This is a genomic window from Nocardia sp. NPDC005998 (genome assembly GCF_040614395.1).
Lineage (GTDB): Bacteria > Actinomycetota > Actinomycetes > Mycobacteriales > Mycobacteriaceae > Nocardia.
Window position 1 is genome coordinate 87,683 of record NZ_JBEXUI010000020.1, and the last position, 23,165, is coordinate 110,847.

19 protein-coding genes are annotated in these 23,165 nt (G+C 66.9%); 9 read left to right on the plus strand and 10 right to left on the minus strand.

Annotated elements, in window-relative coordinates:
• The first annotated feature begins 11 nt into the window (after positions 1-11).
• The gene (locus ABZ293_RS24990; RefSeq protein WP_355184319.1) at positions 12-713 is read left to right on the plus strand and encodes a TetR/AcrR family transcriptional regulator; all 702 of its coding nucleotides are present in this window, start codon (positions 12-14) and stop codon (positions 711-713) included.
• Between the two features lie 126 nt (positions 714-839).
• Here ABZ293_RS24990 and ABZ293_RS24995 read toward each other — a convergent pair whose 3' ends face one another.
• Both ABZ293_RS24995 and ABZ293_RS25000 read right to left on the minus strand, forming a co-directional pair.
• Positions 840-1,487, minus strand: a complete 648-nt coding sequence (locus tag ABZ293_RS24995) for a response regulator transcription factor (RefSeq protein ID WP_355184321.1) — start codon at positions 1,485-1,487, stop codon at positions 840-842.
• Between the two features lie 27 nt (positions 1,488-1,514).
• Complete coding sequence (locus ABZ293_RS25000) at positions 1,515-3,050, minus strand: AAA family ATPase (RefSeq protein WP_355184323.1); 1,536 nt, start codon at positions 3,048-3,050, stop codon at positions 1,515-1,517.
• A 229-nt stretch (positions 3,051-3,279) separates the two neighbouring features.
• On the opposite strand from ABZ293_RS25000, the gene ABZ293_RS25005 reads away from it, so the two are divergent.
• The 3 genes from ABZ293_RS25005 to ppsA all read left to right on the plus strand — a co-directional run bounded on the left by ABZ293_RS25005 (position 3,280) and on the right by ppsA (position 8,121).
• Positions 3,280-4,278, plus strand: a complete 999-nt coding sequence (locus tag ABZ293_RS25005; RefSeq protein ID WP_355184325.1) for an NAD(P)H nitroreductase — start codon at positions 3,280-3,282, stop codon at positions 4,276-4,278.
• Positions 4,279-4,607: 329 nt separating this feature from the next.
• The gene (locus tag ABZ293_RS25010; RefSeq protein WP_355184327.1) at positions 4,608-5,579 is read left to right on the plus strand and encodes an NAD(P)H nitroreductase; all 972 of its coding nucleotides are present in this window, start codon (positions 4,608-4,610) and stop codon (positions 5,577-5,579) included.
• 262 nt (positions 5,580-5,841) lie between these two features.
• Positions 5,842-8,121 carry a phosphoenolpyruvate synthase gene (gene ppsA / locus ABZ293_RS25015; protein WP_355184329.1) on the plus strand — a complete coding sequence of 760 codons (2,280 nt, stop codon included), beginning with the start codon at positions 5,842-5,844 and terminating at the stop codon, positions 8,119-8,121.
• 89 nt (positions 8,122-8,210) lie between these two features.
• On the opposite strand, the gene ABZ293_RS25020 is transcribed toward ppsA, so the two are convergent.
• The 8 genes from ABZ293_RS25020 to ABZ293_RS25055 all read right to left on the minus strand — a co-directional run bounded on the left by ABZ293_RS25020 (position 8,211) and on the right by ABZ293_RS25055 (position 18,797).
• Positions 8,211-9,089 (minus strand): universal stress protein, encoded by an 879-nt coding sequence (locus tag ABZ293_RS25020; RefSeq protein ID WP_355184331.1) that lies wholly within the window; start codon positions 9,087-9,089, stop codon positions 8,211-8,213.
• A 371-nt stretch (positions 9,090-9,460) separates the two neighbouring features.
• Entirely contained in the window at positions 9,461-11,356 is a 1,896-nt protein-coding gene (locus tag ABZ293_RS25025) for a glycoside hydrolase family 9 protein (protein WP_355184333.1), read from the minus strand.
• Positions 11,357-11,435: 79 nt separating this feature from the next.
• On the minus strand, positions 11,436-12,641 hold the full coding sequence (locus ABZ293_RS25030; RefSeq protein ID WP_355184335.1) for a HAMP domain-containing sensor histidine kinase: 1,206 nt from the start codon (positions 12,639-12,641) through the stop codon (positions 11,436-11,438).
• A gap of 50 nt (positions 12,642-12,691) precedes the next feature.
• Complete coding sequence (locus tag ABZ293_RS25035; protein WP_355184337.1) at positions 12,692-13,366, minus strand: response regulator transcription factor; 675 nt, start codon at positions 13,364-13,366, stop codon at positions 12,692-12,694.
• 415 nt (positions 13,367-13,781) lie between these two features.
• Positions 13,782-15,806, minus strand: a complete 2,025-nt coding sequence (locus tag ABZ293_RS25040) for an erythromycin esterase family protein (protein ID WP_355184339.1) — start codon at positions 15,804-15,806, stop codon at positions 13,782-13,784.
• A gap of 49 nt (positions 15,807-15,855) precedes the next feature.
• Positions 15,856-17,022: a site-2 protease family protein gene (locus ABZ293_RS25045; RefSeq protein WP_355184341.1), complete on the minus strand. Its 1,167-nt coding sequence runs from the start codon at positions 17,020-17,022 to the stop codon at positions 15,856-15,858.
• A 1-nt stretch (position 17,023) separates the two neighbouring features.
• The gene (locus ABZ293_RS25050) at positions 17,024-17,689 is read right to left on the minus strand and encodes a DUF2267 domain-containing protein (protein ID WP_355184343.1); all 666 of its coding nucleotides are present in this window, start codon (positions 17,687-17,689) and stop codon (positions 17,024-17,026) included.
• A gap of 253 nt (positions 17,690-17,942) precedes the next feature.
• On the minus strand, positions 17,943-18,797 hold the full coding sequence (locus ABZ293_RS25055; RefSeq protein ID WP_355184345.1) for a universal stress protein: 855 nt from the start codon (positions 18,795-18,797) through the stop codon (positions 17,943-17,945).
• Positions 18,798-19,528: 731 nt separating this feature from the next.
• On the opposite strand from ABZ293_RS25055, the gene ABZ293_RS25060 reads away from it, so the two are divergent.
• The 5 genes from ABZ293_RS25060 (at position 19,529) to ABZ293_RS25080 (ending at position 23,165) form a co-directional block, all read left to right on the plus strand.
• Positions 19,529-19,891, plus strand: a complete 363-nt coding sequence (locus tag ABZ293_RS25060) for a hypothetical protein (protein ID WP_355184347.1) — start codon at positions 19,529-19,531, stop codon at positions 19,889-19,891.
• On the plus strand, positions 19,888-20,604 hold the full coding sequence (locus ABZ293_RS25065; RefSeq protein ID WP_355184349.1) for a hypothetical protein: 717 nt from the start codon (positions 19,888-19,890) through the stop codon (positions 20,602-20,604). Before ABZ293_RS25060 ends, ABZ293_RS25065 begins: the two co-directional genes overlap by 4 nt.
• A gap of 389 nt (positions 20,605-20,993) precedes the next feature.
• Complete coding sequence (locus ABZ293_RS25070) at positions 20,994-21,266, plus strand: SHOCT domain-containing protein (RefSeq protein WP_355184440.1); 273 nt, start codon at positions 20,994-20,996, stop codon at positions 21,264-21,266.
• Positions 21,267-21,482: 216 nt separating this feature from the next.
• Positions 21,483-22,364 (plus strand): ABC transporter ATP-binding protein, encoded by an 882-nt coding sequence (locus ABZ293_RS25075; RefSeq protein ID WP_355184351.1) that lies wholly within the window; start codon positions 21,483-21,485, stop codon positions 22,362-22,364.
• A 6-nt stretch (positions 22,365-22,370) separates the two neighbouring features.
• Positions 22,371-23,165: an ABC transporter permease subunit gene (locus ABZ293_RS25080; RefSeq protein ID WP_355184353.1), complete on the plus strand. Its 795-nt coding sequence runs from the start codon at positions 22,371-22,373 to the stop codon at positions 23,163-23,165.

Here is a 23,165-nt window from a genome sequence, read left to right on the forward strand (position 1 = left end):
TGGGTGCTAGAGTGTCCGGAAATTTGGACGAGGAGGGGTGGGATCGGGTGAGTAGGCGTGCGGCGGGACCGGGCAAGTCGGACGCGATTCTCGACATTTTCACGCGCCATGTTGCCGAGAAGGGCTACGACGGCACCAGCTTCAGTGGTGTGGCAAGTGAGTTGGGCATCTCCCAGGGCTTGATCGTGCATCATTACGGCACGAAGGCGCGGTTGCTGGACGCTCTGCATCTTGCCTATATGCGGCGTCGCATCGATGAGGCCGAGCGAATTGTTTCGGAGTTTTCTACGCCCACCGAGCAACTGGCCGGGCTGTTGTACGCGGCCATCCTCTATCAGGTGCACGATCGAAATCGGACTGTCGCATTCCAGCGCGAGGTCGCACGGTTCGCGCTGCAGGATGAGAACTCCGAGGGACGCAAGCTGCGAAGGCAATACATCGGAATCCTGCACAGCTTGCTCGAGGCGGGCACTGCGGCGGGTGAGTTCCGGCCCGTCGACACGAGCGTCCGGAGCCTGCTCATCTTCGGTGCCGCGCAATGGGCGTGGACGTGGTTCGAGCCGGAAGGACGCAGATCTGTCGAGCAGGTCGGTGCCGAATTCGTAGACCTCACTCTTGGATCCCTGTTGGTGGATCGCAAATCCTTGCAGCGTCTCAGCGATCCCGACGGCCAACTTGTAGCTGCGATTATCAAGATAATCACCGCGGCATAGGCCCGAGTGAGTGCCTGATCCCGGTCGCATCGTGGGCAGCTATCGGGACCGGTCTACGGCAGTGCGATGTCACTTCCTCGTACGGCGATGCTCGATTCCAGGTCTCGAGATGCTGCGGGTGCCTGCTCATTCCTCCTTGTGTGCCGGGTTGAGCTTCGTGGCCAGCACCGCGGCCTGGGTGCGTCGTTCGACGCCGAGCTTGGTCAACAGCCGGGAGACATAGTTCTTCACGGTCTTCTCGGCCAGGAACATGCGGCTTGCGATCTGCCGGTTCGTCAGCCCCTCACCGAGCAGTTCGAGCAGCGTTCGCTCCTGGTCGGTGAGCGTGGCCAGCGGCCCGGACTTGGACGTGGCTTCCTCGCGCAGTTTCGCCATGAGCGCGGCGGCGGCCCGGTTGTCGAGCAGGGATTTTCCCGCGCCGACTTCGCGGATGGCATCGATCAGTTCGAGGGTGTCGATGTCTTTGACCACGTAGCCGCGGGCCCCCGCCAGAATGGCGTCGAGCATGGCCTGCTCGTCGGTGAACGAGGTGAGGATCAGGCACCGTAGTTCGGGTTGCTGGTTCAGCAGTTCGCGGCATAGTTCGATGCCATTGCCATCGGGCAGGCGCACGTCGAGGACCACGACGTCGGGACGCAGGGCCGGGATGCGCGCCATCGCCTGGGATACGCTGCCCGCCTCACCGATGACTTCGAGGTCGGGCTCGGCGCTGATCAGGTCGGACACTCCACGACGCACAATGTGGTGGTCGTCCACCAGGAACACTCTGGTCATTCTGCTGTGTCTCCGTGCAACATTCATTCAGCGTAGGGTGCTGCCGGTGATCACGGGACGGAGTTCGACCCCTGATTGGTGACCGAAGTCCCTTACCTGTTCGGTGTGAACAGTGTTGTGCCACGCGCGCAGTGCCGCGGCGGCGGTGTCGGCGAGCACGAGTCCAGTGTCCACGGGTGTGGCCTGCGGCCAGACCGCTGCGATGGCCGACATATCGGCGGCAATCTGGGGGGTCGCATCGGAATCACCGTCGGCGCGCAGACGGATGCGGCGTTCCGCCACCGAGGGCGGGCAGTGGCACCGCAATTGCAGCAGGTCGGCGTTTGTCTCGGCCGCGAGTGTCGCTGCTCGCTGCCGCTCGTCCGCGTCGATCCAGCTGGCATCCAGGATCACCGAACGGCCGAGGGCCAGCAGCTTTTGGGCCCGGCTCCGCAGTTCGGTGTAGACACGAGCTTTACCGGCAGCGGAATACGTTCCGGTGCCGAAGGTTCCGGTCGGACCGGTGACCTCACCGCTGGCCCGTAGCTGCTTGCGCACATGATCACTGGAGAGCACGACCGCTCCCGTGCTCGCCGAAAGCTCTATGGAAATGGTCGATTTCCCGGTTCCGGGTAATCCGCCGACCAGCACCAGACGAACGGCGGCCCGCTCGAGGTGGCCCAGCGCGAGCCGCAGGTGCCGGTGCACACGGTCGCGGGCCGCAGACTCGCCCTGGCCGAATCGGATGGCGTCCACCTTCGCGCGCACGAGCGCCCGATAGGCAATGTAGTGATCACGCAACGAGGCGGGCGCCGGATCCTCAGTGATCCGCTGGTAGTCGTCGAGCAGCCGCTCGCCCAGTTCGGTATGCCCGCGGAACTCCAAATCCATGGCAAGGAACGCGAGATCGTCGAGGCGATCGACGTAACGCAGCCGGTCGTCGAAGTCCAGGCAATCCAGGACGCGGAAACCGTCGGGCAGTTCGAAGATGTCCTCGGCCTGCAGGTCACCGTGCCCGTCCACGAGGTGTCCGGCGGCGATCCTGTTGTTCAGCAAGGGTTCTCGGCCGTCGAGGTAGCGCATCGCGAGCCGCTCGATCCGGTCGAGGAGATCCGGGTCGGCGACGTCGGCCCGCTGTTCGGCAAGACTGCGCAGCAGCACCTGCCACCGATGGCGCAGCGCGTCCGCGGTGCCCTCCGCATCGATCTCCGGTCCGCGACGGGCCCTGTCGTGGAAGCTTGCCAGCACCTGTACCAGCGCAGACAGCTCCGTTATGCTCTTCGCCCGGTCGGCCAGGATGTTGGACAAACGGCCGTCTTCGGGCATGCGGCGCATGACCAGCACCGGCTCAGCGGGGGAGCCCGTGGGGTCGCTGAGATGGGCCAGGCCGAGATATACGTCCGGAGCCAGGCGGTTGTTCAATTCGAGTTCCCTAACGCAGGCGTGCTCGCGCAGTTGCGGTGTGCTGAAGTCGAGGAAGTCGGTGCGGACCGCCTTCTTTACCTTGTAGGCCCGGTCTCCGTACAGCACAACCAGTCCGGTGTGGGTCTCCCGTAGCTCGGCAGGTGCGGCGAATCCGGGCATGGCGCGAACCCTTCGGTGTGCTCGATCGTGGTGTTCCAAGGATTTCGCATCGTGGCCCGGCCAGGTGATGGCCGAAGGTCACCGAGGTGAAGGGACTTTCGCAGCTGTCAGACCCGGTTGATGTACTGCTGCAGAAGTCCCACGAGAAGGTGCCGTCCTGCCCTTACCGACGATCGGTCGCCGATGGCAGCGTGGATATTCACTACGAGACAGGGACGGAGGGACGACGATGAATGACAGGCTGCCCGACTATCACACCATCGAGGCGGCGCTCGCGCTCGCCGTGCGGGCGCCGTCGGTTCACAACACCCAGCCGTGGCGGTTCCGGATCGGAGACCGCGGCCTGCACCTCTACCTCGATCCGGCACGAGCGCTCCCATCGACCGATCCCGATCAACGTGACCTGGTGCTGAGCTGCGGCGCCGCACTGCACCACCTGCGCATAGCGCTCGCAGGGCTGGGATGGTCGGCCGTGGTGCAGCGATTGCCGGATGCGGTGAATCCGAACCACCTGGCATCGATCGAACTCGTGCCGCATCGGCCGACCATGACCGATACCGCGCTGAGCGCCGCGATCACCCGCAGACAGACCGACCGCAGACACTACAGCTCCCGGCCCATCCCGCCCGGCTATCTCGGTCTGCTCGCCGAGCGCGCCGGGGTGCACGGCGGCATCGTTCGCCAAGCGGCCTACGGATCGCGCGATCAGCTCGTCGAAGCGATGCGCGCCGCGGCACGGCAACATTCCGGAGATCCGAACTATCAATTCGAGCTGGCCGCCTGGAGCGGCAGACACGACGCAGTGCACGGCGTCCCGGCGCTGAACGCTCTGCCGCCACTGGCTGCACAAAGGGTTCCCGCCCGGGCGTTTGCCCAGCATCGATTGGTCGACCCGAAGCGCGAACCCGACTATGCCGAGCTGCTGGTGCTGGGCACGACAGCCGATGACCGGCTGGCGCGACTGTGTGCGGGCGAAGCCGTGAGCGCGATGCTGTTGACCGCGACCAACATCGGATTGGCCACCTGCCTGGTGACCGAGCCGTTGGAGATCCCCGAACTACGCAAGAAGATTCGCGTCGGCGTGCTCGACAACACCACGCATGCGCAGGCAGTCATCCGGATCGGTTGGTTGCCGACCGGTCTCGCGGCGCTGCCGCCTGCACCACGGCGCGCGGTCGAGGACGTGCTGGATCCATTCGACGCCACGGAGATCGCCACGGCCCGCTGATCACGATCGGCGCTCGGTTCGCGTCGGCGACGAACCGCATCAGCCTGGAATTCGCCGGAATCGATTCGCCAACAAATCGTTCGATGCCGCGGTCACACGCGAGTCGCGCCGGACGATGTCGGAGTTCGGGGCCAACAGCGCCGGTCCGGTCGACCCGATCGAGTGCCGTGGGTGCGAGGGGCGAGTTCGACGCTGCATCTGTCCGGCGCGTTGTGATCGGTGAAGAGGTCACCGGGCCATCGAGTTGTGGCCTTTGGCCTCTTTGGCGCCGACATCGGCGGATGCGACCGTAGCGGCACAGATGTTGGCGTCGAGGACAAGGAACAGCAATGGCTAGTAGGCATCCTGATGCCGATAGCGTGCGGGCCGCGTTGGCGCTGGCCGTGCGCGCGCCGTCGGTGCATAACACCCAGCCTTGGCAGTGGCGCGTCGGCGATACCACAGTGCACTTGTACGCCGACGACAGCCGTCGACTGCCGCAGACCGATCCGGATCGGCGCGAACTGATGATCAGTTGCGGTGCAGCGCTGCATCACTTCCGGGTGGCGGCGCGCTCGTTCGGGTGGGACACCGTCGTGCATCGATTCCCGAATCCGACCCAGCCCGACCATCTTGCGGCCATCGAGTTCGCTCCGGTGATACCGGACGCCGATATGGTCGCGGCGGCCCGCGCGATCAGCCAGCGCCGTACCGACCGGCGGCGGGTCACAACGTGGGAGATTCCGGCCGCGCACATCGCTGCGATCATCGGGGCGGGCATCGCCGAGGGGGTGTTGGTCAGTGAGATTCCCGGTGGCTCGACCCGCATCGGGCTGGTGCGGGCCTTCAAGGATGCGTCGCGTCAGCATCTCGTCGACAGCGGCTATCAGGCCGAGTTGGCCGAGTGGAGCGGACGACACGCGGCCGCGGAAGGGGTGCCCGCACGCAATGCCGTGGTCGCCACCGATCCGCTGACCCGCGAGTTCCACAGCTCCGCGCTGACCGAGGCGGTGATCCACGATCTCGACGACGGCGGCGCCCTGTTGCTGGTGCACACCGCCTCCGATGATCCGCTGTCCCGACTGCGCGCCGGGGAAGCCACCAGCGCGGTACTGCTGGCCGCCACCGGATTCGGCTTGGCTACCTGTCCGCTCACCGAACCGCTGGAATTGCCGGGCACTCGTGATCTCGTACGTGCGGATGTGCTGTCCGACAGTGGATTTCCACAGGTCATCATCCGAATTGGCTGGGCGGCGACCAGCGCCGAGCCGGTTCCGATGACCCCGCGCCGCGCAGTTGCCGACGTGGTGCACCCCTTGTGACTTGGTGATGGCGCAGGCGACCGGGGCTGCGTGCTGCTGGCCGGTTCACGGCGGCTGTCGGTTGGTCCGCAGGCGCGCGGTTCGGAATTCGCGTCGTCCGTGCGGTGATTCTCGCTGAGGCAGAGGATTGCCGCTTGCCGCAACGTCTTGGTGAGCGACTGAGCAGCGGCGAGTGGTACGACCGGAACAAAGGACTTTCGGCCGCCAGCCGGTCGGCATTGTCCTCTCGCTGGCGGAGCCCGCCGCCGCGCACAGTCGAGGCATGGACTTTGTACGTGACATCGCCGCTATCGGACTGGCCGACGAGGTCGAGGCGGGCGGCAAGGGCGCCAATCTGGGGGAGCTGACCGCTGCGCGGCTGCCCGTGCCCGCAGCGTTCATCGTGCTGCGCTCGGGCTATCTGGAAGCCATGCGGCGCAGCGGGGTGGCCGATGATCTGGCCGCGGAGCATCGCGCCGCGCTGGCCGCTGTCGGTGACCACGCCCAACTCGCCCAGCGCTGTGACCGGCTGCATGCGCTGGTGGCCAAGGCGGGCATGCCCGAGGACCTCGAAGCACAGATCGTGCACGCCTACGACGGACTCGGTGGCGCGGACGGGCCCGCGCTGGTCGCAGTTCGCTCCTCGGCCACCGGGGAGGACAGCGCCTCCGCTTCATTCGCCGGGATGAATGTGACGGCGACAAATGTGCGCGGCGCTGCAGACGTGGTCGAGGCGGTGCGCTCCTGCTGGGCGTCGCTGTTCAGTCCGCGTGCCGAAACCTACCGCGCCGAACGGAAGTTCACCGGTGAACCGGCAATGGCCGTCGTGGTGCAGGTGATGGTCGCGGCGGAACGCAGTGGGGTGGCGTTCACCGCCGATCCGGGGACGGGCGACGAGAGCCGGATCGTAATCGAGGCGGCACGCGGGCAGGGCGAGGTCGTGGTCTCCGGAGCCGTCGAGCCCGACCACTACGTTCTCGCCAAGGAGGATCTGCGAATTCTGGAGTCGCATACCGGAAAACAGGGCTTCGCGATCGTCCGCAGCGTGGATGGAGCTGGCGACCGGACCATCGAGGTCGATGCGGACGACCAGGGGCGGGCACTCGATAACGAGCAAGTACGCGCGATCGCCCGGCTTGCCATGGCGGCCGAAAAGCACTACGGCAGACCGCAGGATGTGGAGTGGGCGATCGAGGGCGATCGGATATGGCTGGTCCAGGCCCGCCCGATCACCACCCTCGGTACCGTGCAAGCGCCGCACACCGACACGGGCGAAGGAACGGCATTGGTGACCGGGTTGGCCGCCGCACCGGGGGTGGCCAGTGGTGCCGTTCGGGTACTCGCCGGACCGTCCGAGGGGCAGCTACTGCAGGACGGGGAGATCCTGGTCGCCGAAATGACAACGCCGGACTGGGTGCCGACCATCCGCAAGGCCGCGGCACTGGTCACCGATAGCGGCGGCGTCACCTGTCACGCCGCCATCGTCGCCCGGGAACTGGGGGTGCCCTGCGTCGTCGGTACCCGAACGGCGACAAAGGATCTCATGGACGGGCAGATCGTCACCGTCAACGGTGGAAGGGGTCGGGTCGTCGCGGGCGCGGTCACCCGGCCGGTCCGTGCCGACGAGGTGGCTGCCGCGCCCCGGGCGAGGGTCACCACCGCCACCAAGATCTACGCCAACCTCGCCATGCCCGATATCGCGGAAGCCGTTGCGGCACAGGACGTGGACGGCCTCGGACTGCTTCGCGCCGAGTTCCTGCTGACCAGCGCGCTCGGCGGGCGGCACCCGCACGACCTGATCGCGCGCGGCGAGCAGGAAGGCTTCGTCACCCGGATGGCCGACTCGCTCGGCGGGATTGCTTCGGCCTTCGCGCCCCGTCCGGTGATCTATCGCGCAACCGACCTGCGCAGCAACGAATTCCGCGGACTGACCGGCGGCGAGCAGTACGAGCCGGTGGAGGACAACCCGATGATCGGATATCGGGGCTGTTTCCGCTACATCCGCGAGCCGGAGATGTTCGCACTAGAGCTGGCCGCGCTGGCTCGAGTGCGCGAGCAGTACCCGAACGTGCATTTGATGATTCCGTTCGTGCGCACCCGCTGGGAACTGGAGGCATGCCTCGAGCTCGTCGACGCCAGCCCGCTCGGACGGGCCCGCGGCCTGCATCGCTGGGTAATGGCCGAGGTTCCCTCGGTCGTGCACTGGCTACCCGAATACATCGGCCTCGGCATCGACGGCGTCTCCATCGGCAGCAACGACCTCACCCAGCTCGTTCTCGGTGTGGACCGCGACTCGCAATTGTGCGCGGAGGTTTTCGACGAGGCCGATCCGGCCGTGCTGGCGACGATCGAACAGATCGTGCAGACCGCCCGCGCCCACGGCATCCCATCCTCGCTGTGCGGCCAGGCGCCCTCCACCCACCCCAATTTCGCCGAACACCTTGTCCGCATGGGCATCACCTCCATCTCGGTCAACCCGGACGCGATCGACACGGTCCGCCGCACCGTGGCCGCCGCTGAACGCCGAGTGCTGTTGGACGCCGCCCTGAACGCGCAACGGTGACGTGCAAGACCCGCGGTCGTGCCAAGAGCAGACCCCTGGATCACCGTCCGGGTTCCGGGGGTTCTCCCGCACTACCGAGACGTGACCGCTCAGCTCTGCGCGCGGACGATGATGAGTGGGCAGTCGGCGGCGTGTAGGACGGCTTGGCTGACCGAGCCCAGCGTCATGCCCGCGAAGCCGCCGCGGCCATGGCTGCCGACGACGATCATTTGGGTGTCCATCGATTCGGCGAGTAGGCGTCTGGCTGGTCGATCCTCGACGACCACCCGCTGTACTTCGAGGTCCGGATACTTCTCCGCGTAACCGGCCAGGCTTTCGGACAGCAGTTCCTCGGCTGCTTGCTGCATGTCCGCGCTGGGGATGTAGCGGTTGAATTCGGTCCAGGTGAGCACCGCCCGCACCGCGACATTGCGATGAACGGCCTCATCGAAGGCGATCTCGATGGCGCGGATGCTGCTCGGGGAGCCGTCGACGCCGACCAGCACCGGGCCCAGCAGTCGCTTCACCGAGTAGCGCTCGGGTTCGGGGATGACCGCCACAGGACAGTGCGCATGCCGGGCCGCGGCGGTGCTGACCGAGCCGAGTAGGCCGCGGCGGAACGCGCCCAGACCGCGGGTGCCGACGACCAGCATGCGGGCGTCCTTCGATCGGTCGAGCAGGACCGGGATCGGCAGCGCCTCGACGACGAAGGTGGCGATGTCGAGGTCACCGACGGGTGCGGCGGCCGCTGTGGCGAACTCACTCGCCGCGGCGACGGCGGCCGCACCTTCTTGTCGATACACGTCATAGTCGATCTGGTCGATCGAGATGTTCGGTCCGAAGTCGACCTGGGCGCCGATGGCGTGCACGATGTGCAGCGGCGCGCGGTGGTGGACGGCCTCGACGGCGGCCCAGCGGGCGGCCTCGGCCGCGGTTTCAGAGCCGTCGATGCCGACCACGACGGGAGGGTTGATGGCGTTGGCGGACATGTGATGTCGCTACCTTCCTGTGCGTATCCCTTCGGTTCCGCTGATCCGGTTACCGGTAGATTAGAAATCCGCACCGGCCGAGCACGGCTGTCGTTGGTCCCCAACCACAGGGCCTAAAGACAATTCATGGGATCGCCAACCCCAACGTCGATCCCGCCGCCATCCATACTCCTGGCCACTTGCGACTGGGTCCGAAAGAGCCTGCCGCTCTGCCCGATCAACGATTCCGGCACCGGCAAGAGCTGACCCTCTGCACCGAGGCAGTCGCCGGGAATCGGGCGTATGCGGATATGGCTGAGCCCGTTCGAATCCCGGTTGTCGGGGGTTGGTGTCGACAACCTTGGGCGGTGTGCCGTCGATTGCGGCTCGGTTCACCCCTGAGACAAGGCGAAGGCCAGCATTGCGGTGGAGGTGAAGTCGATCGAGGGTTCGACGGTCTGCCAGGCGCCCACGTCGTCGACGAAGCGGGCCTTGCCCCCGTCGAAGTCGGTCCAGGCCGTACCAGGATTCGAGGAACAGCGCTTCATCGTCGGAAAGGTATTGAGTTCGTCGAGCTTTTCTGCGGCATTCGGCCCGTTGACCACAGCTCCTCGCAGGATCTCGCCCGTGCCGTCGAGGCTGCCACCGAGGTTGGCCACTTGGTGTTCTGGGCAGTGCGGGTAGACCTCGCCTGCGCCGATCATGAAGGTGCTGCCCCAGGAGTTGGCGCCCAGTGCCCAGCCGCGCTGTTGCGCGCCGAACTCGTCGTAGCGGTGGTCGCCGGTGGCCCTCCCATACAGCCGTGCGGTGGCGACCAGGCCGAAAGCGTGCGGTACCGAGTCGAAGTCGGTGTATACCGCGCCTGCTCCGAAGGGATCCTCGGCGGCCCGGCTCACCCCGTCGTCCAATTGGCGGCGCAGGTCACTTTGTAGCTCTGCGCCGTCCTGGCTGTCTGGCTTGACAACGGTGAGCAGGTCGGCGTGGGCGAGTGCGCTGACGTCGGCGACGCCGAGGGTGCCTTTGGTGTCGGAGTCGATGTACTGCTTCGCCCAGTGGGTGCCCTGCTGCTGCCAGTCGCCAGCTCGTGCGTCACCTAATGCCATGGCGGCCAGGCTCATTTCGGTGGCGCCGAACTCCATATCGTCTTGCCAAGAGTCTTCGGGGTAAAAGTTGTGCGGGAAGGCGGTGATCAGTTCGCCGTCAGGTGACGTGTCGGCCTGGGTGTAGATGGCGGCGGCCTTGTCCAGCCAGGACTTGGCAGCGGCTCGATCGCTATTGGCGCTGTTTTGCGCAGCGAGCGCGAAGACCGCTGCCATGCGGCCGGCCAGGTTGGGACTGATCGGCGTGCCGGGCTCGTTGGCCCGGAAGACCGGCCGGTTCTTTATCAGGTAGTCCGGGTCACCTGGTTGCACGTCCAGTTCGTCATCGGTCTCGGGCAGCCGCCAGAGGTCGTGGTCGGTACGGATCTGGTCGTTGCCGGCACCGATACCGACTTGGGCGTAGAGAGTGCCACTCTTGCCCTCCCACATCTTGTCCAGCCAGGCCAATCCTTGCTCGACCTCCTCGGGCAGGCCCGCAGTGTGCGGAGCGGCACGTAGAGCCAGCAGCAGATCGGCGGTGCTGTAGGCGGTGGTGTGGGTGAACTTGAGGAAGTCACCAGCGTCGGACCAGCCGCCCGAGACATCGACTGGACCACTCACCGGGGTCAGCTTCCCGTCGAGCAGTTCGGTGCCGTCCTCGTTGTACCGCGGGGTGGCGTAGACCGTTGCGCGGCGGTCGGCCAGATGTGCGGGCTTGCGGTGCAGGACATTGGGCAGGACATCCGCACCGTCGCGCTGGGTTCGGAAGAAGCGAACGTTGTTCTCCACGAGCGGGGTGAGCAAGTCCATGGCGGGTGCAATGCGGAACTGTGGGGAGCGCCCGAATGCCGTGCCGGTGAGCTCGAGTCGGTAGCTGCCCGGGGTATCGACCCCGGACAGGTCCACGGTGTGGACGGCCGGATACTTGCTGTTCCAGCTGCCGGTGCGCCCGCCGACCTGGCCGGTGGCCACGATGGTGCCATGGTCGTCCACCAACCGGTAGCCGGCTCGGCTCAGTTCCGCCTCCGAACCCATAACGAAGGCCTGTTTTGCCTGCCCGACGATGTAACCGACCTGATCGACCCGGATCTCGGGTGGGCTGGCTTGGGCGGCCACATCGGTGGGCAGTGCGCATGCTGCGAGTGCGAGGGTGACAACGAGTGCGGTGGAATGCGAGCTCCACGCGAGGCGAAATGAAAGGGCGGACATGGCTCCACCCTTTCTGGTGCTACATGAGAAGAAGATGAGGTGGCCCCGGCACGAGGGTGGCCGATCCTGCCCGGGCGCGTCAGCGGCTCGTGCACTCTGGCAACAGCAGCTCCACCATTGCCCCGCCTCCGGGAGCCTGGGAAAGCCGGGCGGTGCCGCCGTGCAGCTCGGCCACCCAGCGCACGATGGCGAGACCGGTACCGGTGCTCGCAGTGCCGGTGACATGCCGCTCGAACACCCGGGTACGGTCCTCGGGCGGCACGCCGGGACCGTGATCACGCACAGCGACCCGGCCAGCGGTGACACTCACCTCGACCGGGGTGCCGCCGCCATGTCGTAGGGCGTTCTCGACAAGATTTCGGAGCGCCTGGGCCAGCAGCCCGGAATCCCCGTCGACGATCACCACCTCGGCGGTAGTGACGGTGACGCCGGTGGAGTCCGGCAGTTCCGCGATGGTCCGTTCGACCAGCTGGTCCAGGCGCAGCGGGGCGAGTTCGACTTCCTGGGTGGCGGCTTCCACGCGGGCGCGGGCGAGCAGCCCGGTGACGAGTCGGCCAAGCCGATCGACCAGCCGGACTGCCTGGTCCAATGCCGCGGGCGCCTGTTGCGGTGCGGCGCTGCCTTCCTCCACCACCAAGCGCAAAGTGGCCAGTGGCGTGCGCAGTTCGTGGGCAGCTTCGGCGAGGAACTGCTCTTGCTGCTCGAGTCCCCGAAGAGCTGGGCGCATCGCACGCCCCGATAACAGGTGGCCCACTGCCGCGGCAACCAACACGAGTGCCGCGCAGCCCAGGGCCAGCCACTGGATCAGCCGCCGGTGATCCGCCTCGCCCTGCGCAGGGTCGGCTCCGACCAGCACGACGGCGCCGATCCTGTCGTTGTCCCAGACCGAAGCCGCGGCCCAGCGATACTCACGCCCGTTGACTGCGGAGGTAGTGACCAGGATGGTCTCCTGGTCACGTTCGACTTCCCGCCAGATCTCGTCGAGTTCCCGCTGTGCTGGCAGGGCGGCCTGGGAGGAGTAGGCGTAGCGGATTCGAGGTCCGGAGTTCGGGAGTGCCTCGAGAATGCCGAGCGCTTCGGCGCTGCGGGCGAGTTCGTCCTCCGGCAGCGAATCGGCCCGCAGCGTGCCGACCGCATCGTAGAAGAGGGTGCGGGCGAGGCCGTCGGCGCGGTGGCTGACAGAGTTGTCGAGATCGTTCGTGCGGGAATGGTCGTCGGTGCGGACTGCGATGGCAACGAGCACCAGCAGGCAGACCGCGGTCGTCGCGGCGAAGAGCAGGGTCATCTTCCACCGGACGCGATGCAGGCGCGCGGCGGCGGGCGGGCGCGACGACTTCACAGACCTGGAGCCGGGTCGGCGATGCGGTAGCCCGCGCCGCGCACTGTCACGATGAGCTCGGGTGGGCCCAGCCGGCGACGCAGCTGGCCGATGAGAACGTCGACGACGTTGGAGAATGGTTCGGCGTGCTCGTCCCAGCAGCGTTCGATGAGGTCGGTCCGGGTGACCACCTCCCCGGCACGCAGCATCAGGACCTCCAACACCGCGAACTCCTTCGCGGTCAGGGCGAGCTCCACGCCGTCTCGCCGCACCTGACGACGTGGAAGGTCGAGAATCAGGTCGCCGACGCGTAGCTCGGGCAGCCGGGCGGGCTGACCACGGCGGCACAGGGTACGCACACGGGCATTGAGCTCAGCGAATGCGAAGGGCTTGACGAGGTAGTCGTCGGCACCGTGCTCGAAGCCGGCCACCCGGTCGGCGATCGCGTCCAGCGCGGTAAGCAGCAGGACCGGGAGGGTAGATCCCGCCGCACGTTGGGCGGAGAGGAGGGTGAGGGCATCACCGTCGGGCAGTATGCGATCAGCGACCAAACAGTCATAAGCGTTGACGGCGAGTTTGAAATCGGCCTCGGCGAGATTCTTGGCGAAGTCGACCGCGCAGCCAGCCTCACGCAGCCCTCTGACGATTGCTGCGCCAAGTTCAGGATCGTCCTCGAGGACTAGTACGCGCATGACCAGCGAGGCTACTGGGTCGCAACAATTGCGAGCCGATCGCTGCGCACAGATATACGGCGACTCCCCACCCGACCGACACGCTGATCGAGCGATGTTCGTTTTCGCGACCAGGATGCGGCCGCAGACCACCAACCGCTGCCGCAATTCACGACCAATCGAGGTCAAAATGCACGACCAAAGCCAACCTCGGGTGCGTGCGCCCGCTGCGCCGTGCTCTGCAGCGAGAGACGTCGGGGTTGTCGGGGCGTGCGAGGAAGGTGTACCGGCTTTGGTCCGCGCCGCTGCGCGCTGGCTCAGGGGTGGATAGGCGTGGCCTTCGCGTGCGGCAGCCCGAGTGACGAGGCGATGGTCCAACGTCATCGGTATGTCGGCCGTAGTGTTGGGTGGCCCGAGCCGACCGTGCCGCGGTTCGTTACAGACCGGACGGGTACGTCTCGGGGATCGTGCCCGCGACCCATTCGCCGGTCGGTTCCAGCGGTTCCAGCGCGGTGGTGCGGTCGATGTGGATGAGTGCGTCGAATTGGTCGGCGGGTCTGGTGTGGAAATAGTGGCTCTGGCGTTCGGTGCCGGGTCGGTAGATCACGCCGATGGCGCGCTGCAGCCGCGGTTGACGCAGCAGGTCGGTGGCCTCACCCGGAATATCCATGCGGAGTAGGAATTCCGGGCTGCCGGTGTCGTGCAGCAACTCTTCCGTGCTGGATGGCAGTGCGGGGCGGACGGTTTCGCGGATGGCGGGCCCGCCCCAGTCTCCTGCGGCGGTGACCGTGCCGGAGCAGGTGCTGAAGCCGATGACGCGGCAGGCATCGCCGTGGCGTTCGCGGGTCAACTGGCCGAGATTGAGTTCGCCTTCGCTGCCCAGTTCGGTGGCGCGGGCATCGCCGATGTGGGAGTTGTGCGCCCACACCACGATTCGGGCTCCAGGGCCGCCGGAGCGGTCCAGATGGTTGGCGAGTGCGTCGAGGGTGTCAGCCATATGCTCGTCGCGCAGATTCCAGGAGGACACTCGGTCGCCGAACATGGCCCGGTAGTAGGCCTCGGCGTCGCGCACCGACCAGGCGTTGCGCAGAGCGTCGAACTGTTCATCGGCGGTTACGGGTTCCAGCTCGCCGCGGGCGATCGCGAGGCGCTGCAACTCCAATAACTGCCGGATCACTTGGGCCTCACAGGATTTGCCCGCGCCGAAGGCGGCGGCGAAACCGTAGGTCTGGCCATCGTCGCCCACGACGTGATCGAAGCAGGCGTAGCGATCCTTGGCGCGCTGCGCGGCCTGCGGCTCGACGCGGTCGAGATAATCGACGACCTCGTGCATCGAGCGGTGCAGGCTGTAGAGGTCCAGACCGTAGAAGCCGGTCTGAATTCGGTTGTCGCGTTGTTGTTCGGCGTTGTGTGCGCGCAGCCAGGCGACGAATTCGCGCACCTCGGTATTGCGCCACATCCAGGCCGGGAAGCGTTCGAATCCGCGCAGCGCCTGTTCGGCGGTGGTGTCGGTGCCGCGTCCGTGCACGTACTGGTTCACCCGATAGGCATCGGGCCAGTCCGCCTCGGCGGCGACGGCGGTGAAGCCCTTCTCCTCGATCAGCCAGCGCGTGATCGCCGCCCGGGCTCGGTAGAACTCGTGTGTACCGTGCGAACTCTCACCGATCAGCACGAACCGAGCGTCGCCGATGAGTTCCTCGAGCACCTGGATGGGCGGGACACCGTCGGGCGCGTCGATGGCCGCGGCCCGAATGGTGTCCGCGGCGTCGATGCGCGGGACGGCGGTGCCGGTGGTCGATATGCTCAGCAGAATGCGCACCTGCTCGTCAGTGACCTGGGTGAAGTCCCAGAACCATTCGCCGACCGCGCGGAACGGCGAAGGCATTGTCGCGCAGACCATTTCGTCGACCGAGGCACCGAGTTCTCGACAGGTCGACTCCGGTGCGGCGGGGACCGCGACCACGATCCGCTTCGGCTCGCCCGCACGGATCGCCTCGATGGCGGCGAACATGCTCGCGCCGGTGGCCAATCCGTCGTCGACCAGGATCACCGTCCGTCCGGTCACCTCGATCGGGCCGCGGTCGGCGCGGTAGGTCGCCTCCCGCCGAACCATCTCCTGGGCCTCATCGCGGGCGATGCTGCGCACCTGGTCAGCGGTCAGTTGCAGGGCGCGCACCATATCGTCGTTGAGGATGATGCGGCCGCCGGTGGCGAGTGCGCCGATCGCGAACTCGGGATGGCCCGGTGCGCCGAGCTTGCGCACGACCAAGGCGTCCAGCGGTGCGCTCAGCGCCGCGGCCACCTCCCATGCGACCGGAACACCGCCGCGGGGCAGTCCGAGTACGAGGACATCCGGATCGCCGCGATAGTGTTCGAGCAGTCCGGCAAGCACCCGGCCCGCCTCATGCCGGTCCCGGAAGATCGGCCGGGGCCTTTCGTGCTCTGCCTGCGTTCGACTCATCGCTGGCCTCCCAGCACCTGGCCCGCTCGGCGCGGGCCGAATTGTTATGTCAGAGTCCGGTATTCGGTGGTCGAAACCGTTCGGATCGGCGGGCGGGCAGACCGAGGGCGCTGCGCTGGACGGCCAGCGTCAGATCCGTCGCGGTGACCACGCCGATGAGTCGCTCGTGTGGGTCGATCACCGTGATGATGTCGAAGTCGGGTCGCAGCACCACCTTGGCCGCCACGGCGCTGAGCAAATCGTCGCCGGACACTCGGGCTGTCGGTGGCAGTGTGCGGGCAACTTTGCCCACCGCGGTGGTGGCGCGCGCGGCAGCCGGCAGTGCCGTCAGATCGGACCACGACAGCACTCCGATCGGCCGACCCGCCGGGTCTGTGACAGGGAATACCCGGTGATCGGTATGCACGATCTGGGAGCGCAGCAGATCGGCGACGGACCAGCCGGCGGAAACCGACAGCGGATGTTCGGTCATGACATCGCGAATCCGGGTGTCGCCCAGCCGATGTCGCAGTCCGGCGGCGGCGAGCTCGACATTCGCGGCCGAGTACAGGAACCAGCCGAGCAGCATCAGCCACAGTCCACCGGCATTGCCGACCAGTAGCAGCTCCGCGCCGCCGAGGATGAGCAGACCGAGCCCGAGGATCCGGCCACTGTGCGCGGCAATGGTGGTGGCGCGCAACCGATCTCCGGTGCGCCGCCAGATCAGCGCGCGCAGTACCCGACCACCGTCCAGCGGCGCACCCGGCAGCAGATTGAACACGGCCAGCACAACATTCATTGCGCCGAGCCAGCCGAGCATATCCGGCACCGGTCCGCCCATCAGTGGGCCGATGAGGTTCGCGACGACGAGCACGATGACGCCGATCCCGAGGCTGGTGAGCGGTCCGGCCATTGCAATGCGCAGATCCGAGCGCGGGTCCTTCGGTTCGTCGCCGAGTTCGGAGACCCCGCCGAGCAGCCACAACACCACCACTTCGACCCGGGTGCCACTGCGGCGCGCGACGATCGAATGCGCCAGCTCATGAGCCAGCAGCGTGGCGAGCAAACCTACCGCGCCGGTCGCTGCGACCAGCCAGACCAGCACCGAGTTCCCGTGCGCATCGGCCAGCGAGCGGCCCAGCAGATAGGTGAACAGTCCGAGGGTGACCAGCACCGACCAGTGCACGCCGACTCGAATGCCCGCGACCCGGCCCAGCGGGATCGTCGCACGTAGCACCTCAGCGCTCCCGCGTCTCGGTGCCGACCAGACCTTCGGCGAGCAGAATACGGTGTGCCTGCTGGGCCGCCTGGGTCGAGCGGTCGCGGTCGGGTTCCTCGGCAGGCAGTCGTTCGAGGCCGCGCGCCAGCACGGCAACGGCGTCGCCGAGCGCCTGGACGCGGTCCTGGAGACCGGCGAGCGGATCGACTGCCGGCTCCTCGGCGACCGCTTGCCATTCGATCAGCGATTCGTCGACGGCCGTTCGCGCACCGCACAGCACGCCGTAGAGCTGCATCGGCAGGACCGCGAAGACCCGGGCCAACTGTCCAGGGGAGAACAGCTCGGACAATGCCGCCGTGACCGCGCCCGCGACCGGGCCGACCTCGTCCTCGTCGATGCCCGACTCCCTGGCGAACTGCCGGAGAAATTCGGTGATGCCATGCCGGACCGGCACGTGGCTCGGCACCCAGCCCTCGTAATAGGCCCCACGCAGGACCTCGGGCAGTTGCGCCGCCAGATGCGCCGAGCTGCTGACACTGATGCGGTCGCGCACGGTGTGCAGCCACGCGCGCAGCGCCCGGTAGGCGAAGGCCCGGTCATCGGTGTCGAGACTGTCGGCGACAGCGCGCAGCCAGTCGCGGGCAGTCTGCACAGCGGGCGCGAGGGGATCGTCGTGATGCGACATGGTTGGCCTCCTGGGTGCTGCCCCGGTGCGATGATGGATTCTTATCGCTCAGCCTGTGTCCCATTCGGCCACCATCCAAGGGCCGAAGGTTGCCCCGGTGTGAGCCGATGGTCCCGGTTTCGGCTGCGGTAGCTGTGCGCCGGTCGACCACGGGAGAACGGCGGCCGTTCAAGGCATTTCCCCGCGCTGGGTTCACGCTCACTCTCCGGTTGCGCGGGCGCGCCGGAAATGGACATGGTGCGCGACCGCATCGTTACGACCGGCATACGAGTACCGGGCAGCTCGTGTGGTGGAGCAGGTCCCGGCTGGTCGACCCGAATAGCAAAGCCGTCGCGGTCGAGTAGCCATGGCTGCCGACGACGAGCAGTTGCGCATCCTGCGCCATCTCGTTCAGCACTGAGCGGGCCAGGCCGGGGACGGGCATTTCGATGACCTCGACATCCGGGTATTCCGTGCACCATCCGGCCAAGGACTCGGCCAGCAGGGTACGTTCCTGCTCGCCACGGTCGAGATGGTGGCCCACCGGTTCGATACGCGAGGGCCAGCAGTGCACCGCGGCCAGCGGCACCCCCAATGCCGCGGCGATCTCGAAACCGTGGGCGATGGCCGGGATGCTGAGCTCGGTCCCGTCCACGCCGACCACCACCGGCTTACCGCGGGGAATGGGCCTGCCGTTCGCGCCGCGCCACACCCCGACCGGGCAGTGCGCATGCTCGGCGACATGCACTGTGGTCGATCCGATCAGCCTTCCCTCGTAGGCGCTCTGCGCACCCACCACGACAATGCGGGCATGCGCACTCAGCTCCACGAGCGCCTTGGTGGGCGGGCCACCGGGCAGTGTGGCCTCGACCGTCAGTTCCGGGTCGCAGGTGCGCACGAGTCGGCAGGTTCGATCCAGGGTTTGGGTGGCGGCGTCGTATGCGTGCGGCGCATGGACGCGGTCGGCCAGCTGCTGCGCGACGGTGTGCGGGTGCGGCAGCGCGTGGGCGATCAGCAGCGGCGCGTGCAGTGCGCCGGCGAGGTAGGCCGCCCAGCGCGCCGCATTCAACGCCGTCGCGGAATCGTCCACACCGACGACGATGGTGTTGTGGTCGGCTCTGGTGACCATCGGACCTCACTCCTCGACAGCCCACTCCGCGTTCGTCAGCGGTGCGTTGGTGTAGGTACGACGGACGCATCCGTGCCGCGTTGAAGGTGGCTGCCTGTGCGATGGCGTACACGACGAGCACAGCACGTTCCGTGGTCGCCGGTAGCCATACCGTCACTGTCCACCGAGCCGTGTGCGCGGGGTAGGGCCACCGGGTAGCGGCGGCGTTGACCAATGTCATCCGCCCGGGCGGCGCACGACAGGCGACGGATGACGGGCTCCTCGGATGCCGATCGGTACCGCCTCAGCCTGCGCTGCCCCCACTGGGCTGCACAGGGCCCAAAGCCCTTGTCCGCGATGGTCTTGCGACACCATGAGCCGGACACCGACTGGTCCTTTCGTGTCGATCGCCACCGGCTGGCGGCTACCGGCGGCCTGAGCCGCTGTCCGAATGGAGTGCTACCCGGGGAGGCAATTCGCGCAGCGCATGCTGGTGATGAATGCGCGCGATGGCATCGGCGAGGAGCGGCGCGATCGCATGCACCCCGATCGGGGCGCAGTCCTTGGTCACCTCGCTGGAACTCCGCGGTGTGGACTTTAGTCACTCAGGACCGGCCGACAGTCGATACACCGGACTACGGGATGCCCTACTCGGGTGCTCGGCCAGCAGGTGGAATCGACACTCAGGTGATGTCCGCCGCATGGCGCCCGCTCTGGGCGTAGCGACAGTGGGCAGGACCGGGAGGTTCATGATGATCGCAGGTGTCGTGGCCGTGATCGGGTTCCCGACGGTGTTGCTGGCGCTGTGGTGGTTTGTCAGCTCCGGCAGCGGTGAGCAGCGTGGTCCCGGCGCCCGGTCGGTTACTCGCAGCACCGATCCGGGCACATCGGCCGAGGTCGATGATTCGCCGCCGCGGCTCCCCGCGCGGCTGACCGTCGAGTGGGCCGATCCAGGACAGGTTTGGCGGGCACTGGATATGGAGAACGCGTTACTCGCCGAACTGTGGACGGGCCGGATCGGTCGGTTCGAATACCGTACCCGCCTGTTCGCGCTGGCCTGCGATTGCGATCCAGCGCCGAATGAGCAGCGGCACAGAGAGGTTGGTCCGTCATGACAACAGTCGATACCGCCGCAGTATGCGACCAAGAGGTGGCGATCCCCATCGGCGCGGTCGAACTCGCCGCGCATCTGCGGATACCGGATCACCCTGTCGGCATTGTCGTCTTCGCACACGGCAGTGGGAGCAACCGGCATACCCCACGTAATACCTCCGTGGTCGAGGTATTCGCCGGACATCGCCTGGCGACGTTGTCGATCGATCTGCTGACATCGGCCGAGGCGATCGTTGGCGCCAAAGTTTTCGACGTCGAACTGCTGGGCACTCGCCTCGCCATCACTCGCCGATGTTTGCGGAGTTCATCGATCTGCCGGGAGCTTCCGGTCGGATACTTCGGTGCCGGTTCCGAGGCCCCCGCCGCGCTCTGGGCGGCGGCGGAACCGCGCGACAAGATCCGCGCCGTGGTTGTGCGGGGCGCCCGACCCGACCTGGCTGGTGCACGGCTGGGCGGTGTCATGGCACCGACGCTGTTCCTTGTCGGTGGCCTCGACATCCGCGTGCGTACCGTCAATCATCGTGCGGCCGAGACGATGCGGTGCGAGCACCGGGTCACCGTGCTGGCCGGGCACGGTCCCGGATCGGCCGATCTGCGGATATCGCAGCGGGCTGCCTACGTGGCGGCCATGTGGTTCGCCGAGCAGTTGCGGGCACATCCGGCACCCGCCGCCGGACCGACTCGGGACGGCGACGTCGATGAGTCGGTCGGCTGAAAGAGCCGCCGTTGTCAGCACGTTCCCACCGAGAGAGAGGCGTCGTCCCCCATGGCTGTGGGACCAAGGTCCTCATTCGTAACGTCCCACAACGGCTTTCCGAACTCGAGTTCGTAATCCGGGTTGGCTGGGCTGGGCCTGCGCCGTCGTCCGCGCACACCATCACGGCTGGCGCATCTCGGTAATCCAGTGCGGCACAAGATCGTTCATCGGTATCACAGGCGCCCGATGGTCTGTTCTCCCCGTCGGCCCCGTTTCCTGGTCGTTGGTACCCGAAAGATGGGGCGATCGGCCCTGCTCCCGGCGGTCCAGCGGAGCGCACGGTGGGGTGACCCCGAACGAACCGAGACCCGTGGTGGGCCGGTCCGTGGGTGAAGGAGATGTCCGACATGATGTATTGGTACGACCATGATCTCAGCGGCTGGGGATATGCCTGGATGAGCATCGGGATGGTGGTGTTCTGGGGGTTGTTGATAGCGGCCTTCGTGCTCGTGATCCGAATGGTCACCCGGCCCGACGGCGCGACCTCGACCGATGACCGGTTGCGCAGCGCGGAAGACCTGCTGGCGGAGCGTTTCGCACGCGGAGAGATCGATGCGGAGGAGTACGCGAGTCGGCTCGACACCCTGCGCACGCACGGCGGTGCGGTCCCGCGAAAGTGAGCGCGCCCGCCTGCGTCGCCCATACGGCCTTCGACGCGGCAGCTCACCGCGGCGGAAGTTGTCGGAGCACAAGGTGACGGCGGTGGCGGTGCGCCGGGGGAGCGGGGACGAACGTCCTCGGTGAGCGGGTCATCGGGCTCTGGGACAAGGACGTACGTCGGCCGATAGTCGAGATAGCCGGCGCCTTGCCGCCTGCGAGAAGGAAGGGTGCCCCCGATGATTCGGATGGATGGGCTGACGAAATACTACGGTCGCAAACCTGCGCTGATCGATGTCACGCTGCGGATCCCGCCCGGGGTCGTTTTCGGCTACCTGGGGCCCAACGGCGCGGGCAAGACGACCACGATCCGAATCCTGGTCGGACTCATGCGCCCCACGCGCGGTTCGGCGTGGGTACAGGGTTCGGACACGGTCCGTGAACGCGAGGCGGCCCAGCGCTGCATCGGCTATCTGCCCGGACAATTCGTCGCATATCAGGATCTGACCGCGCAGCAGTATCTCGAGTATCTGGCAAACCTGCGCGGCGACGTCGATCCTGCGGTACGTGACGCGCTGGTCAAACGGCTGGACCTGGATCCGACGGTCCGCATAGGCGCGATGTCGCACGGCAACCGGCAAAAGGTCGGCATCGTGCAGGCGTTCATGTCCGAGCCGGATCTGCTGGTGCTCGATGAGCCGACACAGGGGTTGGATCCCTTGGTACAGCGCGAATTCCTCGCGATGGTACGCGAAGCGCGCGACGCCGGACGCACGGTCTTCCTGTCCTCCCATGTGCTCTCGGAGGTGCAGGCCGTCGCCGATACCGTCGCCATGCTGCGGGAAGGACGAGTGATCGCCGAGCATTCGGTGGCCGAGCTGACCACCCGGGCACGCCACCGCATCGACCTCACCTTCGCTGGCGAGCCGCCGGACCTGAGCACGCTGCGCCGAATCGAGGGCGTGCGGCGGGTCGAACAGAACACCGTCGCCGTGCACATCGACGTGGACGGTTCGACCGCGGAACTTCTCAAAGCCGTCGCGCCCTACGACGTGGTCGACATTGCCAGCCATGAACCGGATCTCGAAGAGGTCTTCCTCACCTACTACGGACAGGAGTGAAAGACCATGCTGCGCAACGTCTATCTGAAGAGTCTGCGCGATCAGCGGCGCGGGCTGATCGGCTGGAGTATCGGAATCGTCGCGCTGGTGCTGATGGAAAGCGCATTGTGGCCGTCGATCTCGGGCATGGCTGGTTTGCGCGAGTTTCTGGCGAACTATCCCGAGCCGCTGCGCAAGCTGTTAAATCTGGACGCCTTCGGCACCGGCACCGGCTTCCTGAACGCGGAACTGTTCAGCATGTTGCTGCCGATCCTTTTCCTGGTCTTTGCGATAAGCCGCGGCGCGCGGGCGATCGCGGGTGAAGAGGAACTCGGCACACTCGAGGTGCTCTTGGTGACCAGGGTCTCGCCGGTGCGCTTGGCGCTCGAACAGGCGGCCGTGCTCGCGACCGCCGTGCTCACGCTGGGCGCGGTGCTGTTCGGTGCGATCGTGGTGTGTTCGGCGATCTTCGGTCTGCACATCGCAATCGGCGCCGCGCTCACCGGAGCATTGTCGATGGTGCTGCTCGGCATCGAATTCGGCTGGCTCGCGCTGGCTGTCGGCGCGGCCACCGGTAAACGCACTGTGGCACTTGCCATCACGTCGGTGTTCGCGGTCGGCGCGTATGTGCTCTACGTCGCGAGCAAACTGGTCGAGGCCGTGCGGCCATGGGGACCGGCGTCGCCGTTCCATCAGGCGATCGAGGGCGGCCCACTCGGCGCCGGGCTCCCCGCGGAATACGGCTGGCTGGCTTTGGCCGGTGCGGTGGCACTGGTGGCCGCCCTGCCGGTCTTCGACCGCCGCGACATCGCGGGAGTGTGA

Coding starts and splice junctions, on each gene's coding strand:
- ABZ293_RS24995 (WP_355184321.1), bottom strand. CDS start 1,487: ATGACCAGAGTGTTCCTGGTGGACGACCACCACATTGTGCGTCGTGGA.
- ABZ293_RS25000 (WP_355184323.1), bottom strand. CDS start 3,050: ATGCCCGGATTCGCCGCACCTGCCGAGCTACGGGAGACCCACACCGGA.
- ABZ293_RS25005 (WP_355184325.1), top strand. CDS start 3,280: ATGAATGACAGGCTGCCCGACTATCACACCATCGAGGCGGCGCTCGCG.
- ABZ293_RS25010 (WP_355184327.1), top strand. CDS start 4,608: ATGGCTAGTAGGCATCCTGATGCCGATAGCGTGCGGGCCGCGTTGGCG.
- ppsA (WP_355184329.1), top strand. CDS start 5,842: ATGGACTTTGTACGTGACATCGCCGCTATCGGACTGGCCGACGAGGTC.
- ABZ293_RS25020 (WP_355184331.1), bottom strand. CDS start 9,089: ATGTCCGCCAACGCCATCAACCCTCCCGTCGTGGTCGGCATCGACGGC.
- ABZ293_RS25025 (WP_355184333.1), bottom strand. CDS start 11,356: ATGTCCGCCCTTTCATTTCGCCTCGCGTGGAGCTCGCATTCCACCGCA.
- ABZ293_RS25030 (WP_355184335.1), bottom strand. CDS start 12,641: ATGACCCTGCTCTTCGCCGCGACGACCGCGGTCTGCCTGCTGGTGCTC.
- ABZ293_RS25035 (WP_355184337.1), bottom strand. CDS start 13,366: ATGCGCGTACTAGTCCTCGAGGACGATCCTGAACTTGGCGCAGCAATC.
- ABZ293_RS25040 (WP_355184339.1), bottom strand. CDS start 15,806: ATGAGTCGAACGCAGGCAGAGCACGAAAGGCCCCGGCCGATCTTCCGG.
- ABZ293_RS25050 (WP_355184343.1), bottom strand. CDS start 17,689: ATGTCGCATCACGACGATCCCCTCGCGCCCGCTGTGCAGACTGCCCGC.
- ABZ293_RS25055 (WP_355184345.1), bottom strand. CDS start 18,797: ATGGTCACCAGAGCCGACCACAACACCATCGTCGTCGGTGTGGACGAT.
- ABZ293_RS25060 (WP_355184347.1), top strand. CDS start 19,529: ATGATCGCAGGTGTCGTGGCCGTGATCGGGTTCCCGACGGTGTTGCTG.
- ABZ293_RS25065 (WP_355184349.1), top strand. CDS start 19,888: ATGACAACAGTCGATACCGCCGCAGTATGCGACCAAGAGGTGGCGATC.
- ABZ293_RS25070 (WP_355184440.1), top strand. CDS start 20,994: ATGATGTATTGGTACGACCATGATCTCAGCGGCTGGGGATATGCCTGG.
- ABZ293_RS25075 (WP_355184351.1), top strand. CDS start 21,483: ATGATTCGGATGGATGGGCTGACGAAATACTACGGTCGCAAACCTGCG.
- ABZ293_RS25080 (WP_355184353.1), top strand. CDS start 22,371: ATGCTGCGCAACGTCTATCTGAAGAGTCTGCGCGATCAGCGGCGCGGG.